The sequence below is a fragment of the Streptosporangium sp. NPDC049046 genome, from assembly GCF_040649155.1.
Taxonomy (GTDB): domain Bacteria; phylum Actinomycetota; class Actinomycetes; order Streptosporangiales; family Streptosporangiaceae; genus Streptosporangium.
The window spans coordinates 69667-87137 of record NZ_JBEZEZ010000017.1 but is presented as its reverse complement, the minus strand read 5'-3'; the positions used below and the strand labels follow the sequence as shown (position 1 = coordinate 87137).

Below are 17471 nucleotides of genomic sequence, written 5' to 3'. Positions count from 1 at the left end.
GTTGGGTAGCCCGAGCGCCGGTGGTTCGGGGGCGTCGCGTTCCGTCGTCGGGCTGTAAGCCGTTCGCGATTGATCCGGGCTGTCAGCTCATCTGCTCGGCCTTGAGAGCTCCTTGTGAGCGGAGCCAGTCGATCACTTCGGTCCCATTGCTGCGGATTGCGGCGTCCAGGGGCGTCAGGGACTCCCAGGTTGGGAGCCAGTTCAGGTCGGCGCCCTGGGACAGGAGGAACTCTGCGGTGCGGCGCTGCCCTCCGTGACAGGCCAGCCAGAACGCATGGCTGATCTCCTCTTGGATAGGCGGGTCTCCCGCGACGAAGTCCGTGACGAGATCGAGGATGCCCAGAGCCGCCGCGTCACCAAGCAAGGTCTTGGCTCCTCTTTCGACGAGGCGATGCGCCGCGTTCCATTGAGCAAAGGCGACAGCATCGGTCAACGGCGTGCCGTCGGCGATGACTGCTCCCGTGGCCTCGATGTCGGCGCCCGCGTCCAGCAGGGCGTCCAGGACCTTGACGTCGTCGCTGCTCGCGGCCCAATGCAACGGGGTCTCGGTGTGCGGGCCGGTGAATCTCGCGTTGACGTCGGCTCCTGCGCTGACAAGAGTGGCGACGGTCGCGGCACCGTTGGGGAAATGGCCGGGCCAGTCGGTGACTACGTGCAGGAGCGAGCGCGACATACCGCCTTCTGTATCCGGGCTATCGCCGAGTCGGGCCGTCGCGAGACCGGGATTCTCGCTGAGCAGTCGACGCAACGCGGCTTGGTCGCCGGTGTGGATCGTGTCTACTACGGCAAGTGCCAGCGGTTCCTCGGTACTTATGACCAGCATGAGGCGCCCTTTCGAGGGGACGTTTCTGCCGACCGTACCGTCCGCTCTCCCGGGTGTCAGGAGGCGGCGGCGTGCCGGTGGTCGGCGGGTGCGCGGGTCGGTGGAGGCCCGGGCCGCCGCCGTCCGGAACCGGCGCCCACGCCGCACGCCCGGCCGGCGGGCGGCGGAGGGCCGGTTGCGGCGGCGCGGCGCGCCGCCGCCTTGGTGTCGTCCGTGAAGCCTTGGAGATCCAGCGGGACGGGCAGAAGATCCGCAGGGAGAAAGCGGGCGAGGACTGGGTGGACACCGGGCTCGTGTTCACCACCAAGTCGGGGCGGCCGATCGAGCCGCGCAACCTCGCCCGGTCCTTCGCCAGGATCGTGGCGGCGAACAAGCTGCGGCCGATCCGCGTTCACGACCTGCGGCACACCGCCGCGTCGCTACTCAAGAAGCTGGGGGTCGCGCCGCGTGACGCGATGGAGATCCTCGGGCACAGCCGCATCTCGGTCACGATGGAGATCTACACCCACGGAGACGGCGAGAGCCGCCAGGACGCCATCAAGAAGGTCAACGGATTGTTCGAATGAGGCCGTTGCAGTATCCGTTGCAGCAAAAAGCCCCGGAGCATGATCGCTTCGGGGCGTTTATCGAGGTGGGGCTACCAGGACTTGAACCTGGGACCTCTTCCTTATCAGGCAAGACGGGAGGGAGCGGGACCATGGGCAATACCCGCTCCCACCTGCGCATACGGTCCATGGTGATCCACCGGCATCCAGCCTCGTCCGTGGTCGTTGTCACTCAGTTAGTCACCCAGAGATTCATCTGTCCGAGCCGGTCAGAGCGTGCTTCCACCCGTACGACCAGCGGCTGTGAGCGCCTCCTTCAACGTGACAGCCTGAGGTGACTTGCGTCCGGCAAGCAAGACCTCGACGTCGACCAGTTCCTTGCTCGCATGGCGGTTCAACGTGACGGCGTCGACTACGAGGGGAAGACTCACCTGTAGGGCCGCCGCCGCGTCTCCGGCCTCGGCGTGTGCCTTAGCCAAGCACGAGCCATACCAGGCGCGATCGCGCTTGTAGCTCTCCGGCAGGCCGGACAGTCCATCTGTCAGCAGGTCGATCGCCTTCGACCAGTTGGCAAGGTGCAACTCGGTCATGCCGCGCTGGAGACGGAACCATGTCTCGTCGTAGAAGTACATCCACACCGGCTCGTCGTCGGCGTGCTCGGCGGCTCGGCGGATCAGTGCCTCGGCTTCGTCCAGCAGCGTGCGAGCGGGCCTGGCGTCGCCTGCGAGCGCGTGACCTCGGGCTGCCATCTGCGCGGCCATCCCTCGTACCCCCGGCGTCACCTGGCCATCGTGCCAGCGGGCCGCGTCGGCGAGCCGGACGCACCTGCGGGCGTTGCCCGCACTCCATGCCTGGTGGGCCTTCATGCTGAGCGTGGTGGTGGCCATGTTCACGTCGCCGATCTCCAACGCCCAATCATGCGCGCGGTCGTACCAGGCCAAAGCGGCGGCCTGGTCGTCGACGTCCAGCGACATCCACGCGACGAATTGGGCGTACTGGGCGGCCAGGTCAACCACAATGTCGGCGAGCGAGCCACGGGCGTGCTGAGCCAGTTCGACCACCACGCCGAGTTGCTGGCGCACGATCCCGAGCAGCGGGCGGGAACCGATGGTGTCTTCGACCTTGCGGTGTTCGGCCAAGCAGGTGTCCAACCACTTCACGGTCTGCTGATCCACGCGGCTCGGTTGCTGAAGGGTGCGGGTGATCCGTTCGAACATGTCCGCGTCGGGCGCGATGGTCGGCAACGGCAATGCGGGGATCGGAACGCTCAGAACCTCGGCGGGAGTACGATCCTGAACCGCCTGCCGATCGCCGAACAGTTCGGCTTCATCAATGTCGAACGTACGGCAGTACAGGACGCGGTAGGGGTCTTTGGGCTGGTGCCTGCCCGCCTCCCAGTCCTTAATCATGCGCACCAAGGACTCCCGTTCAGGGAAGCGCTCACGAGTGCGGGCGTCGGCGGCCTCAGTGAGTTGCTTGGCCATGTCCCGCTGCGTCCACAGCCGTTGCCGTCGTTCGGCGCGTAGCCGTACGGCCCAGCCCGGAAGATCGCGCATCGCGTACTCCTCAGGGGAGAGTCGGGGATCCGCTCGTCTCCCCCAGTCTCCCCTAGTCGCACTGTCAGCGGGCGTGTCTGCGGCGATGTGATGGAGAGACCGTGCAAATGGCGGGACCCGCAGGCGCGGTAACGCCGTACGGGTCCCTTGATCGCACACTGGAGGTGCGACCCGTGGACAACTGTAGAACCGTCCCACCCGCCATTGATGAGGCGACGGTGGAGAGCCACGACAAGGCGCTGGCCGTCGTCCAGCGGCTTCTCATCGAGCGGGGAATCCGTGCTCACCGTCATCACACGATCAGCCTGGGACTGTTTGCCAACAGTGCGGCTGCCTGGCCCGATCAGCCGCCGTTGCGGTCGTGGATGGAGCGCTACCCGCCGGAGTTGACCGTGAAGGGTCCGCAGGGCTGGTGTGTGGCCACGGTGACCGTGGGGCCGCGCTCGGGCAGCTACATGGTCTCTCTTCGCGACGGCTCCGGCCTCCAGTCTGTGCGAAGCGAGCATCCGGAAAAGGTGGTTGCCCTGATCCTCGCCGCTCGTCCGGGCGAACGGGCGTGACCGTGCACAGCCGGGTCATCGTGGACCGTAGGCGTGCCGGTGAGGTCGGGGTGAGCGTGCGGCCTGCGGCGGACCTGCGCACCGGACACGCGGTGCTGTTCGAACGCTGCGCCGATACCCCTTTCGCGGTCGCTCCGGCTCGGGGTGAGGACTGGCAGCGGACAGGTCACCGGTTCGCGGGCCTGCTGTGGGCACAGGTCGCCGACCTCGAACCACTGCCCGGCGGCCACCGTGGGGAGAAGTCTTCGGTCTACTCGATCGCCCTGTACTTCGAGTTCACGGCGACCGAGTCGCTGGCGATCACCGTTGCCAGTGACGCCCTGGTGGTGGTCCAACCCCGGTAGCTCCCACGCGGAGCACACCGGTACCGCCTCCGGTGAAAGCCGGTACGGCAACGCGGTCTTCCCCCGTAACCGCGTTGCCGTACCTCACCACAGCCGCGGGGTCTTCCTGGCTCGTTTCTTCCTGAGCCATGGGCGGGAGCGGAGATGGCCGGCGCCAATGCGAAGCACCCCAAAGGGGCCGCGTAGCGGTTGGGGCCGGTGGTCGCAGCGGGCGCAACGTCCGAACCGGCCTCGGATGCCCCCTGATCATTCTTGACCGCTGGCTGCCAGGACTCGTGGCCCGCAGAGCGGACGCCGGAACGTCGGAAGCGTGGCCGTCGCTCACGTCGCCATGGTCCTCCGGTGGCAAGTCCCGACGTAGGAGGGGCGCGGCAGCCGATCGCCCAACCACGCACGGCGAAACCCGAAGTGAGCGATCGTCACGGCCTTCATGGTGAGGGCTAACCAGGTGAGACAACATGCACGTGATGCGGTTATGACCCCTGGAAGGGGCGATGAGGACTCGACTTTTCAGATATCAAATAGATGTTGAAGTATTGTTGCGCCCCCTCAAAGGGGCGATGAAGACGTTCCGTCCCAGCGATGCGCTTAGGCTCACGTCACGTTGCGACCCCTCGCAGAGGCGATGAGGACTTGATGTCTTCGACACCACGCAGCTCGCGCTCGACCTGTTGCGACCCCTCGTAGGGGCGATGAGGACGCTGATCGCTGAGACTCCGCGAGTAGAGGTCACGGTGGTGTTGCGACCCCTCGTAGGGGCAATGAGGACGACCCGCACGTGGATCCGCGCCCTGTGGAACATCCAGTTGCGACCCCTCGTAGGGGCGATGAGGACGGGACGCTCCACATCAATCTGGGGGGCGATCTGCATGCGTTGCGACCCCTCGTAGGGGCGATGAGGACTGAGGCGCTGCTGCACCTTCTGGAGCTGGGCGTCATGTTGCGACCCCTCGTAGGGGCGATGAGGACCAGCCCGGTAACGCGGAGTGGCTGGCAGCGCGAGAGTTGCGACCCCTCGTAGGGGCGATGAGGACTACACCTACCAGGGCGCTGTGGTCGCGCTGTCCTCGTTGCGACCCCTCGTAGGGGCGATGAGGACAACCAGCCCGCGAGCGCTGTCCGCAGAGACCGGCTCAGTTGCGACCCCTCGTAGGGGCGATGAGGACAGGAGAATGACATGACCCCCAACACCGTTTTCCACGGTTGCGACCCCTCGTAGGGGCGATGAGGACGCAGCACATGAGCACCGCCAGCGCGATCAAGCACATGTTGCGACCCCTCGTAGGGGCGATGAGGACCCCAAGGTAAAGTCGCAGCTCAACAAGCCTGTGGCTGTGCCTTTTCTCGGGGAAATTGCAGTGAACCTCCGGTTGTGCAGAATACCCCGGAGGTTCGCTGCAAATCCATGATCGTGGGAAACGGATGGCGGCAGCGCGTTGACGGTCGGCGGAGGGCGTTTGGTGCGGCGGCGGGCTGGTGCGGTGGGCGGCGGGGTCTGCCCGGCCGCGCGGCGCGGGCGCGGGACGGGACCGGCGCCCACGCCGCATGCCCGGTCCCGATGTCCGGGCGGCGGGGGCGGGCACGCCCCGCCGTGCGGCGGCGCGGAGCGCTGCCGTCTTGAACCAGTAAAGAAACTCTGAGCCAATGCCAGTCGCAATGACCTGTCACAGCAGGAACAGAATGCGGCCGGTCGGTTCGGGATCGGGCCTGTCCGTGAGTTGTTCAACGTCGTGGATGTCGGGGTCGAATCCGTCGGGGAGATCACTGGTGGAGTTCTCGCGAGCGTAGACGGTCTCGAAGCGTTCGGCGTCGGCCTTGATCTCGGTCATTTCCAGGGGGCGGCCGTCTTTGTCGGCGAGGATGCGGCGGATGATCAGGATGGGACTGCCGACCGATAGGGCCATCAGGTCGCGCTCGTCTGCGTAGGGCATGCGGGCGGTGACGGTGGTCTCCCAGCTGGTCGGGCCGCGTCCGCTGGTGATCGTCTCGTAGAACGACGGCTGGGTGAGGGCGTGAACGAAGGCTTCGCCAACGGTCTGCTTGGGGGTCGGGGCAGGGATGATCTCGGGGACGGTGTAGGAGCTGATGGCGATGATCAGGCCGGTGGTGGTGTGGCGCCATCGGCTGGAGCGGTGAAAGACGGTGTGGCCGGTGCGCAGGCCGAGGGTGCTGGCGATGTCGCGGTTGGCGGCGCTGAACTCGCTGCGACTGTAGATCTGCTGGCCTTCGGCGTCATCGGCGTGCGGGGCGGGGAGCTGGGTCCATCCCCATTGACGGGCAGTGGGAATGAACTCCGCCTCGGCGATGTCGTGGCGGGGCCATGCGCCGAGCAGGATCGCGTGGCGGTCGGGAACGGCGCGGACGAAGGTGCCGCGTCCGCGGACCACGCTGACGAGTCCTTCACCGACCAAAGCCTTGACGGCATCACGAACGGTGGGGCGCGACACGCTGTAGCGGGCTGACAGGGCGGTCTCGCTGGGCAGGGGTGCGCCGGGGGTGTAGCGGGCCTCCAGGATGTCGGCGCGCAGTGATGCGGCGATGACCTCCCACAGGGGGCGTTGGGAGTCGGCGAGCCGTTCCTGTTCTTCCGCGCTGAGGTCGAGATCGGCGAGGTCGGGTTCGTAGTTGCTGCTGTTCACGGGAACTCCTTCGGCATAGACGTACGTTTCTCTTGTACTACATGTTGACAAGGCACGGCAACGCGCTCACCCTTGTACTACAAGTCAACCGTACGAGTGTGCATGAGGGGATGGTGACCATGAACGGCAAGGAGGAAACCCACATCACCACCGAACCGAACAGCGACGCTGAGGGACTGAACCGGTCAGGACATCCGCAATGGATGATCGACGTAGCACAGCTGATCAACGATCCGGGCTATGACCGGTGGCGCTTCATGGTGGCCGCGACCGGCGGATGCTCCCACCCGATCCACCTGGCCGGAGAATCCAGCATCGTCAACGCCGACACGGGCGAGGTACTGCACGACTACCGCACCACCGACGAGGTACGCGGGTACCTGCTGGTGGCCTGCGGCAACCGGCGAGCCTCGGTCTGCCCGTCGTGCTCACGCGTTTACCAGGGCGACACCTTCCAGCTCATCCGGGCGGGCCTGTCCGGCGGCAAAGGCACTCCGGAAACCGTCAGCGCGCACCCTCGCGCGTTCGTCACCCTGACGGCTCCCTCGTTCGGGTCGGTGCACACCCGGCGCGAGAAGAACGGCGCATTGCGGGCCTGCCGTCCTCGTAACCGCGACACGCTGTGCGAGCACGGGCGGCCGGTCGGCTGCCACACCCGCCACGAGATCGGAGACGAACGACTCGGCCAACCCATCTGTGCGGAGTGTTACGACTACATGGGAGCGGTGCTGTGGCAGGCACACGCGGGCGCGCTGTGGCATCGCTTCACATTGGAAATGCGGCGCACCCTGGCTGCTGAGGCAGATCTGACGCGGACGGCGTTCGCCAAACAGGTCCGGGTCTCCTTCGCCAAGGTCTCCGAGTACCAGCGGCGCGGCCTGGTGCACTTCCACGCGGTGATCCGCCTGGACGGTCCCGAGGGCAGCACCGATGTTCCCCCGGCCTGGGCTGATCACAATCTCCTCGTGCGGGCCATCGCTCCGGCCGTACGGCGGGTCATCGTTCGCACTCCTGCCAGCGGGCTCGGCCGGTGGAACCTGACGTGGGGTGATCAGCTCGACATCCGGCCCATCGTCGTCGACCAGACTGCGGACGGGCTGAGCGAGAGGGCGGTGGCCTCCTACATCGCCAAGTACGCGACCAAGGGCGCAGAGGCGTCGGGCACGGTGGATCACCGCCTGTCGTGCCCGGTCTGCAAGGGGCGCGGACGGCTGAGCCTGACGGCCTCGTGCGGGCGCTGCCACGGAACCGGACTCAAGCCGGGCCTGCACCTGGACGCGCTCCCGGTCACCGAGCACGCCCGGCGCATGATCCGTACCTGCTGGGAGCTGGGCGCACGACGGGAGTTCACCGCACTGCGGCTGCGACCTTGGGCGCACATGCTGGGATTTCGCGGCCACTTCTCCTCCAAGTCGCGCCGCTACTCCACCACCCTCGGCGACCTGCGCCAGGACAGGGCGAAGCATCGGGCGGCAGAGGCCCGCGAGCGGCACGGCCTTCCTGCCCTGGCTGATGAGAGCACGCTCGTGCTCGGGCACTGGCGTTTCGCCGGAATGGGCTACACCCCCGGTGAGGCGATCATGGCCGAACACATCCGGCACCGCGTCTCTCAGGCCCGCGCCATCGCCGCGAAGAAGCGGGAGGACGGTTGACCGCACCCCGACCGTCCGCCGACCGGCGGCTGTATCGCGTCAGCGAAGCCATGTACCTGCTCAGCATGAGTCGCAGCGTGATCTACGAACAGATCCGATCGGGCCGTCTGCGCTCGGTCACCCAGGGCCGGACCCGGCTCATCCCGGCCTCGGCCATCTCCGACTACGTGGCACTACTCGAACAGGAAGCGAGGGCATCATGACCACACGACGCAGCCGGGGAGACGGCGGCCTCCACTGGGACGAGACCCGCGAACGCTGGATCGCCTCGGTGACGGTCGGCTACACCCCGGCCGGAAAGCGCATCGTCAAGAAGGCCAGCGGCAAGACCAAGACCGAAGCCAAGGCCAAGCTCAAAGAGATCATCCGCGACTACGACGACGGCCTGACCACGGCTGCGCACAACTACACCGTGGGTGACGCCGTACGCGACTGGCTGGAGTTCGGTCTCAACGGGCGGGAAGCCTCCACGATCACGAACCGTCGTATCCTGGCAGAACAGCATGTGATCTCCGCTCTGGGCGCTCGTAAGCTCCGCGAGCTGTCCGCCGACGACGTGGACCGGTGGCTGGCGGCCAAAGCGAAGATCCTGAGCACGGAGACCCTGCGTAAGATCCACTCGGTTCTCAAGAGGTCCATCGCCCGTGCCCAGGCGCGCGACAAGGTCAAGCGCAATGTGGTGATGCTGTGCGAGATCCCCAAAGGACAGGAGGGCCGTCCCTCGAAGTCACTGACGCTCGACCAAGCGGCGTCGGTACTCAAGGCCGCCGAGGGGGCGATCCTGTACGCCTACATCGTGGTGTCGCTCCTCATCGGCGCCAGAACTGAGGAGTTACGGGCGCTTACCTGGGCGCATGTGGACCTGGACGGCCAGCCGAACGCTGATCCTCCGGTGCCTCCGTCAATCATGGTGTGGCGCTCGGTGCGGGTGGGGGGAGACACCAAGACCGAGAAGTCCCGGCGAACCCTCGCTCTCCCCAGGCTGTGCGTGGACGCACTGCGCGGGCACCGTGAGCGGCAGGCGCTCGCGCGGGAGAAGGCGGGGGACCTGTGGCAGGAGAACGATCTCGTCTTCGCCAGCAAGCACGGCACCGAACTGGACGCGGCCAACGTCCGCAGGGCCTTCCGCGTGATCCTCAAGAGGACCGACCTGGACCCTGACGAGTGGACTCCTCGGGAGATGCGGCACAGCTTCGTCTCGCTGCTGTCGGACTCCGGCATGGCCCTGGAGAACATCTCCCGCCTGGTCGGCCACAAGGGGACCGTGGTGACGGAGAAGGTCTACCGCAAGCAACTCCGGCCGGTACTCCTCGAAGGGGCTGAGGCAATGAACCTGATCTTTCCCGGTGAGACCAGGGGAGCGTAGTCACTCACTTAGTCACCCGGAAGATCAAAAAAGGCCACTTCCCTGCCGGGAAATGGCCTCTGAGCTGGGTGGGGCTACCAGGACTTGAACCTGGGACCTCTTCCTTATCAGGGAAGCGCTCTAACCGTCTGAGCTATAGCCCCTCATCACACAGACGAACGGTCTCGTATCCATGTGGCGGAGACGAACCCGTTCGCTCGAACAGGGAAAAGCTTACCCTGTTTCGGCACCTGCTCGCGCCATGTCCCCGCCCCGGAAAGAGGGCGGGGACACTCGGCAGGACGACTACTCGGCCTCGCTGAAGGTGACCTCCACGCCACCGACCAGGTCGGAGGCGATGTTGTAGATCACAGCGCCGAGGGTGGCGAGAGCGGTGATCAGCACGACGTTCACCGCGCCGATCAGGGCGGTGTAGCCCAGGATGCGGACCGGCTCGAACCAGGAGGCGATGTCCACGCCGTTGGTCGCGTTGCCGTCGGCCGTCGTGAGCTGGGTGACCGTCTGGATGATGTTCTCGAACACCCCGAGGCTGGACAGCACCATGTAGAGGGCCGCGACCGCGATGAACAGCACCACGAAGCAGACCAGCGACACGACGAAGCTGAACTTCATCGCCGACCACGGCTCGATCCTGCGCAACACGAGATGCGCCTTGCGGGGCGACCTCGGGCCGCCGACGTCCGCGGCCTTCCTGTCGGCCGCGTCGGCCGGGGCCTGGGGCGACGACAGGCTGCCGGGCGACCACGAGGCCCGGTTGTTCTGCTGCCCGGCCGACGGCCGGCTCTGCTGTCCCGGCGGCGGGGCGGACGGAGAACGCCCTTGCTGCCCGCCGGTTGGGGACGTCGGCGGGGCCGACGGGGGACGGCCCTGCTGTCCCCCGGGCGAGGGCGCGGAGGAGGAACGCCCCTGCTGCCCTCCCTGCGGATGTGAGGACTGCGGTGGCGCGGATGGTGGTGGAGATCCGCTTGGACGGATCCGCACCGTGGTGTCGGCCTGCTTGCCGTCCTCTGTCGTCGTCACTTTTGGCCTGCCCTTGCGATTGTCGGATACCGATCCATCGGTTTCCGGCGCGGGCACGCTACCGTTAACCGGTGACGAGGCCGCCTCGACGTCCTTCGTTCCAGCGATCTTGTCCATCTTCTCCGTCGCCTGATCGCGTGTCGACGAGGAGGCGGGGCGCGATCCCGGCTTGCCCTGAGCATTCACGGATTCTCCCCTTCCCCGTTCTCACCGGTCTCCACCTGCGTCTCGGCGCCTTCCCCGGTCACCGGGTTCTCCCCGGTCTCCAGCGCCTCCGCATTGCGGGCCAGCGCCACGACGCTGTCCCCCTCCGCCAGATTCATCAGCCGAACCCCCATCGTCTGGCGGCCAGACTGCTTGATCTCCCCGGCACTCGTCCGGATAACCCCTCCGGCGGACGTGATGGCGAAAACCTCGTCCTCGGGTCTGACCATGACCGCGCCAACCAGCTTGCCACGGGCGCTTACGATCTTGGCGGTCAGGACTCCCTTTCCGCCCCTTCCCTGAAGAGGGTACTGATCCACGGGGGTGCGCTTGGCGTATCCGCCCTCGGTCGCAACGAGAACGTTGTCGCCGTCGGCGATCCGGTTCATCGCGAGGAGCTCGTCCCCGTCGAGGAATCGCATGCCGATCACTCCGCTCGTCGCCCTGCCCATCGGGCGCATGGCCTCGTCGGACGCCGTGAAGCGGATGGACTGGGCGCCGCGCGAGACGAGGAGAAGATCGTCGTCCTCCGACACCAGCCTGGCAGCGATCACTTCGTCATCTTCGCGCAAATTGATCGCGATGAGACCACCCGTGCGCGGCGAGTCGTACTCGGAAAGGCGCGTCTTCTTCACCAGGCCGCTGCGGGTGGCGAGCACGAGGTACGGGGCGACCTCGTAGTCGCGCAGGTCGAGGACCTCCATCACGACCTCGTCCGGCTGCATGGCCAGCAGGTTCGCCAGGTGCTGCCCGCGCGCGTCGCGGCCGGAGTCGGGCAGTTCGTACGCCTTGACCCGGTAAACACGGCCCTTGTTGGTGAAGAACAGCAGCCAGTGGTGCGTCGTGGTGACGAAGAAGTGGTCGACGATGTCGTCCTGGCGCAGCTGCGCGCCCCGCACGCCCTTGCCGCCGCGCTTCTGCGCCCGGTAAAGGTCCGTGTTGGTTCGCTTGGCGTAGCCACCGCGGGTGATCGTGACGACCATGTCCTCCTCGGCCAGGAGGTCCTCGATCGACATGTCGCCCTCGTAGGCGATGATCTCGGTCTTGCGGTCGTCGCCGTACCGCCCGGTGAGCTCGGTGAGCTCCTCCTGGACGATCGAGCGCTGCCGCTCGGGCGAGGCGAGGATCGCCTGATACTCGGTGATCTGCGCCATCAGCGCGTCGTACTCGTCGGTGATCTGCTGGCGCTCCAGGGCGGCCAGCTTGCGCAGCTGCATGTCGAGGATGGCCTGCGCCTGGATCTCGTCGATCTCCAGCAGCGCCATCAGGCCCCCCTGCGCCGCGGACGCCGAGGGCGACCGGCGGATCAGGGCGATGACCTCGTCCATCCGCTCCAGGGCCTTGAGCAGCGCGCGCAGGATGTGTGCCCGCTCCTCGGCCTTGCGCAGAAGGTATCGGGTCCTGCGGACCACGACGTCGATCTGGTGCGCCACGTAGTGGCGGACGAACTGGTCGAGCCTGAGCGTGCGCGGCACGCCGTCGACCAGGGCCAGCATGTTGGCGCCGAAGGTGGTCTGCAGCTGGGTGTGCTTGAAGAGGTTGTTCAGCACGACCTTGGCGACCGCGTCGCGCTTGAGCACGATCACCAGACGCTGGCCCACCCGCGAGGAGCTCTCGTCGCGGACGTCGGCGATGCCGCTGATCCTGCCGTCCTTCACCGCCTCGGCGATGGTCAGCGCGAGGTTGTCCGGGTTGACCTGGTACGGAAGCTCGGTGACGACGAGGCACTGGCGGCCCTTGGCGTCCTCCTCGACCTCGACGATCGCCCGCATGGTGATCGAGCCGCGACCGGTGCGGTACGCGTCGTCGATGCCGCGCCTGCCCACGATCAGCGCGCCGGTGGGGAAGTCGGGCCCCTTGACGCGGGCGATCAGCGCCTCGAGGAGCTCCTCGTCGTCGGCGTCGGGATTCTGCAGGCACCAGACGACACCGCTCGCCACCTCCCGCAGGTTGTGCGGCGGGATGTTGGTGGCCATGCCGACCGCGATGCCCGCCGCCCCGTTGACCAGCAGGTTGGGGAAGCGCGAGGGCAGGACGAGGGGCTCCTGGGAGCGCCCGTCGTAGTTGGGGACGACGTCGACGGTGTCCTTGTCGATGTCGCGCAGCATCTCCATCGCGATGGGCGCGAGCTTGCACTCGGTGTAGCGCATCGCCGCCGGCGGGTCGTTGCCCGGGGAACCGAAGTTACCCTGCCCGTCGACCAGCGTGTAGCGCAGCGACCAGGGCTGCGCCATCCGCACCACGGTCGCGTAGATCGACGTGTCACCGTGCGGGTGGTAGGAGCCCATGACGTCACCGACGACGCGGGAGCACTTGAAGTAGCCGCGGTCGGGCCGGTAACCGCCGTCGTACATGGCGTACAGCACGCGGCGGTGCACCGGCTTGAGGCCGTCGCGGACGTCCGGCAGCGCACGCGAGACGATGACCGACATCGCGTAGTCCATGTAGCTGCGCTGCATCTCGGACTGGATGTCGACCGGCTCGACGCGGTCGGTCGGAGGGCCGGGCGGAGTGTTGACTTCCGTCACAGGTCAGGATCCTTTTCTGGTACGGCTACCGCTACACGTCGAGGAAACGGACATCCCGGGCGTTCCTAATGATGAAGGAACGACGGGCTTCGACGTCCTCACCCATGAGCACGCTGAACAGCTCGTCGGCCTGGGCCGCGTCGTCGAGGGTGACCTGGAGGAGAAGGCGGGTGTCGGGGTTCATGGTCGTCTCCCAGAGCTGGCCCGCGTTCATCTCGCCCAGTCCCTTGAAGCGCTGCACGTTGTCGCGCGGCCGGGGGTCGGGCTTGCCCGCGTCGATACCGGCCTGGATGACCGCGTCACGCTCGCGGTCGGAGTAGGCGTAGGAGGCGTCCTCGCCCTTCCTGTCCCACTTGATCTTGTAGAGGGGCGGCTGGGAGAGGTAGACGTGCCCGGCCTCGATCAGGGGCCGCATGAAGCGGAACAGCAGGGTGAGCAGCAGCGTCGTGATGTGCTGGCCGTCGACGTCGGCGTCCGCCATCAGGATGAGCTTGTGGTAGCGGAGCTTGGTGATGTCGAACTCGTCGTGCACGCCCGTGCCCATGGCGGTGATCAGCGCCTGGACCTCGTTGTTCTGCAGGACCTTGTCGATCCGGGCCTTCTCGACGTTGAGGATCTTGCCGCGGATCGGGAGGATCGCCTGGAACTTGGAGTCGCGGCCGCCCTTGGCCGAGCCGCCCGCCGAGTCACCCTCGACGATGTACAGCTCGCACTTCTCCGGATCGCTCCACTGGCAGTCGGCCAGCTTGCCGGGCAGCCCTGAGCCCGACTCCAGCAGCGACTTGCGCCGGGTCAGGTCGCGGGCCTGACGGGCCGCGAGGCGGGCGCGGGAGGCCTGCAGGGACTTCGTGATGATGTCCTTGGCCTCGCCGGGGTTGCGCTCGAACCAGTCGCGCAGGTGGTCGTTGCAGGCCTTCTGGACGAACGACTTCGCCTCGGTGTTACCCAGCTTCGTCTTGGTCTGTCCCTCGAACTGGGGGTCTGTCAGCTTCACCGAGATGATCGCGGTGAGCCCCTCGCGGATGTCCTCTCCCGCGAGGTTGTCGTCCTTGCCCTCCTTGAGGAACTTCTGCTCGCGCGCGTAGCGGTTGACGATGGACGTCAGCGCCGCGCGGAAGCCCTCCTCGTGGGTGCCGCCCTCGGCGGTGTTGATCGTGTTGGCGAAGGTGTAGACCGACTCGCTGTAGGAGTTGTTCCACTGCATCGCGATCTCGACGGCGATGCCCTCACCCTGCGCCTCGAAGTCGATCACCGAGAGGTGGGCCGGCTCCTTCTTGGAGTTGAGGTGCTTGACGAAGTCGGACAGGCCGCCCTCGTAGTGGTAGGTGACCTCCCGGGGCTCCCCCTCCTCTCCGTCGACGAAATCGGGGCGCTCGTCCCTGATCGAGATCGTCAGGCCCTTGTTGAGGAAGGCCATCTCCTGGAAGCGACGCGCGAGGGTCTCGAAGTGCCAGGTCGTGGTCTCGAAGATGCTCCCGTCGGCCCAGAAGGTGATCGAGGTGCCGGTCGAGTCGGTCTTCTCCCCCTTCGCCAGGGGCGCGGTGGGCCTGCTCTCGACATAACTCTGCCGCCAGTAGTGCCCGTCGGTGCGGATCTCCACGTCGAGCTTGCTGGACAGGGCGTTGACGACGGAGACACCCACGCCGTGCAGTCCGCCGGAGACCGCGTACGACTTGTCGTCGAACTTGCCCCCCGCGTGCAGCACGGTGAGGACGACCTCGACCGCGGGACGGTTCTCACCGGGGACGATGCCGACGGGGATGCCACGGCCGTTGTCGACGACCCGAACGCCGTTGTCGGCGAGCAGGGTGACCTCGATCCGGTCGGCGTGCCCGGCCAGGGCCTCGTCGACGGAGTTGTCGACGACCTCGTAGACGAGGTGGTGCAGACCGCGCTCGCCGGTCGAGCCGATGTACATACCGGGGCGCTTACGGACCGCCTCAAGCCCTTCGAGAACGGTGATTGAGCTAGCGTCGTAGGACAAGTGCGAAATCCTCCTGCCGCGGACACGCGGCAGGGAGACAAGATGTAGCCCCGCCGTGCCCGTCACCGTCGTGAATGCCCCGATGCGCTCACCCAGGGGAGCCGACATGCTCGCCGGGGGGTGGCACGCAAACGGACGTGTCCGGAATTCGATTTCATTCTAGCGGCTCAGAACACATCATGTGGCATTGACAGCCTCTGGAATGGCCTGTCGCGCGACGATCATCGTCTTGGACATCCCCCTACGCGGAGGGGGTTCGTCGCGCCAGAAGAGCCGCTGATCCGTTTTTCAGGCCCGTGTCAGCCGTACGTGTCGCCCGGACCGCGGCTCCCGGTGACACGCAGACCGCCACTGGAGCGGGGACCGTTCTGCGGGCCGCGAACCTTTACCTTTTGTACCGTTCCGTCCCCGAGTTCCTCGTTCAACCTCCGGACGAGCGTCCTCGCCAGGAGACGGACCTGGGTGGCCCATGCGGTGGAGTCGGCGACCACCACGACCTCGCCGTCGGCGAAGGTCTCCGGTTTGGTGTGGGCCGCCATGTCGGCGCCGACGATCTCGGGCCAGCGGCCGAAGACGCCGCCGATCGCGGCGGGCTGCTCCCAGCCTCGGTCCGACAGCAGGTCCGCGATCGCCCTGCCGAGGAGCTGGGGGTCGCCGGCGTCCCTGCGCGCCCCCGACGCCCTGCGCCGCGGCTCTCGGCGGGGCAGCTGCCCCCGTCTGGCGGCGTCCGACTTGGCCTGGGCGAGCTTCTCCCTCGCCAGCGCGGCCCCCTTGGCCGCCGCGCTCCTCGCGGACCCTGCGGCCGCCCCGTCCGCACCCGTGCCCGCCGAGCCTTTACCGGCCGAGCCCGCCGGGCCCTTACCGACCGGGTCCGCCGGGCCCCGCGAACCCGGGGCGGGCCCGGCCGCCCGGCGCGCGCCGCCCCGCTCCCGGCCTTCCCCCGCCGCCGCGCGCCCCCTCGGCTCCGGGGCCCGCGGCACGGGCACCGGGCCGCTCGCGCGCTCCCCTGCGTCATCGGACACGGGCCACGCCTCCCTCGGTCACGTCGAAACGGCCTCCGGCCAGCTCGGCGGGCACGTCGTCGGACACCGCCGCGGTGATCAGAACCTGCTCGGCGGGGGCGACCATCTCGGCCAGGCGGCGCCTGCGCCTGCTGTCCAGCTCGGCGAAGACGTCGTCGAGGATGAGGACCGGATCGCCGCCGTCGGCCCTGAGCAGGTCGTAGGCGGCCAGTCTGAGCGCCAGCGCGAACGACCACGACTCGCCGTGGCTGGCGTAGCCGCGCGCGGGCAGCTCACCCAGGCCGAGGAACAGGTCGTCGCGGTGCGGGCCGACGAGGGTGACACCGCGTTCCAGCTCCGAGGCCCGGACCTCCAGCAGGCCGGCGCGCAGCCGTTTGGCCAGCTCGGTGCGATCGGTCCCGGCGTCCGCGGCCAGGGTGCCCCGGTATTCCAGCGCGGCGGCCGCGGAGTCCGGCGCGAGGGAGGCGTACGAGGCGGCGACGAGCGGGCGCAGCGTCTCGACCAGCTCCAGCCTGGCCGCGAGCAGCTCGGCGCCGTGCGTGGCCAGGTGGGCGTCCCAGACCTCCAGGGTGCTCAGCGGGTCTCCCGCCCCCGCCTCGGCGAACGCCGCGTCGCTCTCCGCCCGCCGCGTGCTCCTGCCCCGGCCCCTCCTGGCCTGCGCGGCGGTGCGCAGCAGGGCGCCGCGCTGCTTGAGCACCCGGTCGTAGTCGGCGCGCACCCCCGCGAACCTGGGCGTCCTGGCCACCAGGAGGTCGTCGAGGAACCGGCGCCGCTCCGAGGGATCGCCCTTGACCATGGCGAGGTCCTCGGGGGCGAACAGGACCGTGCGCAACAGGCCGACGACCTCGCGGGGACGGGGGACCGGGGAACGGTTCAGCCTGGCCCGGTTGGCCCTGCCCGGGTTGATCTCCAGCTCGATCAGCGCGCGCCGGTCGTCGCGTACCACCGACGAGCGGACGACCGCCCGCGCCGCACCCTGCCTGACCAGCGGCCCGTCGTTGGCGACCCGGTGGCTGGCCTGCGTCGCCACGTAACCCAGCGCCTCGACGAGGTTGGTCTTCCCCATGCCGTTGGGTCCGACGAAGGCCGTGACCCCCGGCTCCATGCCGAGGTCGACGTTCTCGTAGGACCGGAAGTCGGTGAGGGAGAGATGGGCGACATGCACCCCAGGAAGATTAGTCGGCCTCGTCCGTCACCGCGGCCTCCCGTGCCCGTACGGCTCGCACCC

Annotated in this window: 14 protein-coding genes, 1 tRNA gene and 1 CRISPR repeat array; of the genes, 6 read left to right on the top strand and 9 right to left on the bottom strand. The window is 67.7% G+C overall.

Annotated elements, in window-relative coordinates; all coding sequences use genetic code 11:
* Positions 1 to 82: 82 nt before the first annotated feature.
* A complete protein-coding gene (locus AB0B96_RS24080; RefSeq protein WP_362901972.1) occupies positions 83 to 823 on the bottom strand; it encodes an ankyrin repeat domain-containing protein in 741 nt (246 codons plus the stop codon).
* A 221-nt stretch (positions 824 to 1044) separates the two neighbouring features.
* Between AB0B96_RS24080 and AB0B96_RS24075 the strand changes: the two genes are divergently transcribed.
* Positions 1045 to 1389: a tyrosine-type recombinase/integrase gene (locus tag AB0B96_RS24075; protein ID WP_362901970.1), complete on the top strand. Its 345-nt coding sequence runs from the start codon at positions 1045 to 1047 to the stop codon at positions 1387 to 1389.
* Between the two features lie 248 nt (positions 1390 to 1637).
* Here AB0B96_RS24075 and AB0B96_RS24070 read toward each other — a convergent pair whose 3' ends face one another.
* Positions 1638 to 2924 carry an XRE family transcriptional regulator gene (locus AB0B96_RS24070; protein ID WP_362901968.1) on the bottom strand — a complete coding sequence of 429 codons (1287 nt, stop codon included), beginning with the start codon at positions 2922 to 2924 and terminating at the stop codon, positions 1638 to 1640.
* Positions 2925 to 3097: 173 nt separating this feature from the next.
* Here AB0B96_RS24070 and AB0B96_RS24065 point away from each other — a divergent pair, with 173 nt between their 5' ends.
* Together AB0B96_RS24065 and AB0B96_RS24060 are read left to right on the top strand one after the other, a co-directional pair.
* Positions 3098 to 3484 carry a hypothetical protein gene (locus tag AB0B96_RS24065; protein WP_362901966.1) on the top strand — a complete coding sequence of 129 codons (387 nt, stop codon included), beginning with the start codon at positions 3098 to 3100 and terminating at the stop codon, positions 3482 to 3484.
* Positions 3481 to 3828 (top strand): hypothetical protein, encoded by a 348-nt coding sequence (locus AB0B96_RS24060; RefSeq protein WP_362901964.1) that lies wholly within the window; start codon positions 3481 to 3483, stop codon positions 3826 to 3828. The genes AB0B96_RS24065 and AB0B96_RS24060 overlap by 4 nt, the downstream gene beginning before the upstream one ends.
* Before the next feature lie 472 nt (positions 3829 to 4300).
* Positions 4301 to 5126: direct repeats of the CRISPR family, unit length 30 nt; unit sequence GTTGCGACCCCTCGTAGGGGCGATGAGGAC.
* Positions 5127 to 5492: 366 nt separating this feature from the next.
* Here AB0B96_RS24060 and AB0B96_RS24055 read toward each other — a convergent pair.
* Positions 5493 to 6467, bottom strand: a complete 975-nt coding sequence (locus AB0B96_RS24055) for a GntR family transcriptional regulator (RefSeq protein WP_362901962.1) — start codon at positions 6465 to 6467, stop codon at positions 5493 to 5495.
* A 203-nt stretch (positions 6468 to 6670) separates the two neighbouring features.
* Between AB0B96_RS24055 and AB0B96_RS24050 the strand changes: the two genes are divergently transcribed.
* Genes AB0B96_RS24050 through AB0B96_RS24040 form a run of 3 tightly spaced genes read left to right on the top strand, consistent with a single transcriptional unit; the run spans position 6671 to position 9485 of the window.
* On the top strand, positions 6671 to 8119 hold the full coding sequence (locus tag AB0B96_RS24050; protein ID WP_362901960.1) for a replication initiator: 1449 nt from the start codon (positions 6671 to 6673) through the stop codon (positions 8117 to 8119).
* Positions 8116 to 8322: a helix-turn-helix domain-containing protein gene (locus AB0B96_RS24045; protein ID WP_362901958.1), complete on the top strand. Its 207-nt coding sequence runs from the start codon at positions 8116 to 8118 to the stop codon at positions 8320 to 8322. Before AB0B96_RS24050 ends, AB0B96_RS24045 begins: the two co-directional genes overlap by 4 nt.
* On the top strand, positions 8319 to 9485 hold the full coding sequence (locus tag AB0B96_RS24040; RefSeq protein ID WP_362901956.1) for a site-specific integrase: 1167 nt from the start codon (positions 8319 to 8321) through the stop codon (positions 9483 to 9485). The genes AB0B96_RS24045 and AB0B96_RS24040 overlap by 4 nt, the downstream gene beginning before the upstream one ends.
* A 69-nt stretch (positions 9486 to 9554) precedes the next feature.
* On the opposite strand, the gene AB0B96_RS24035 is transcribed toward AB0B96_RS24040, so the two are convergent.
* The 6 genes from AB0B96_RS24035 to recF all read right to left on the bottom strand — a co-directional run bounded on the left by AB0B96_RS24035 (position 9555) and on the right by recF (position 17408).
* A tRNA-Ile gene (locus AB0B96_RS24035) sits at positions 9555 to 9628 on the bottom strand.
* A 142-nt stretch (positions 9629 to 9770) separates the two neighbouring features.
* The gene (locus tag AB0B96_RS24030; RefSeq protein ID WP_362901954.1) at positions 9771 to 10505 is read right to left on the bottom strand and encodes a DUF3566 domain-containing protein; all 735 of its coding nucleotides are present in this window, start codon (positions 10503 to 10505) and stop codon (positions 9771 to 9773) included.
* 182 nt (positions 10506 to 10687) lie between these two features.
* Positions 10688 to 13237: a DNA gyrase subunit A gene (gene gyrA / locus AB0B96_RS24025; protein ID WP_362901952.1), complete on the bottom strand. Its 2550-nt coding sequence runs from the start codon at positions 13235 to 13237 to the stop codon at positions 10688 to 10690.
* A 31-nt stretch (positions 13238 to 13268) separates the two neighbouring features.
* Positions 13269 to 15221, bottom strand: coding sequence for a DNA topoisomerase (ATP-hydrolyzing) subunit B (gene gyrB / locus AB0B96_RS24020; RefSeq protein ID WP_350941877.1), 1953 nt, complete (start codon positions 15219 to 15221; stop codon positions 13269 to 13271).
* 299 nt (positions 15222 to 15520) lie between these two features.
* Positions 15521 to 16243, bottom strand: a complete 723-nt coding sequence (locus tag AB0B96_RS24015) for a DciA family protein (RefSeq protein ID WP_362901949.1) — start codon at positions 16241 to 16243, stop codon at positions 15521 to 15523.
* Complete coding sequence (gene recF, locus AB0B96_RS24010) at positions 16233 to 17408, bottom strand: DNA replication/repair protein RecF (RefSeq protein ID WP_350941874.1); 1176 nt, start codon at positions 17406 to 17408, stop codon at positions 16233 to 16235. Before recF ends, AB0B96_RS24015 begins: the two co-directional genes overlap by 11 nt.
* Positions 17409 to 17471 lie beyond the last annotated feature (63 nt).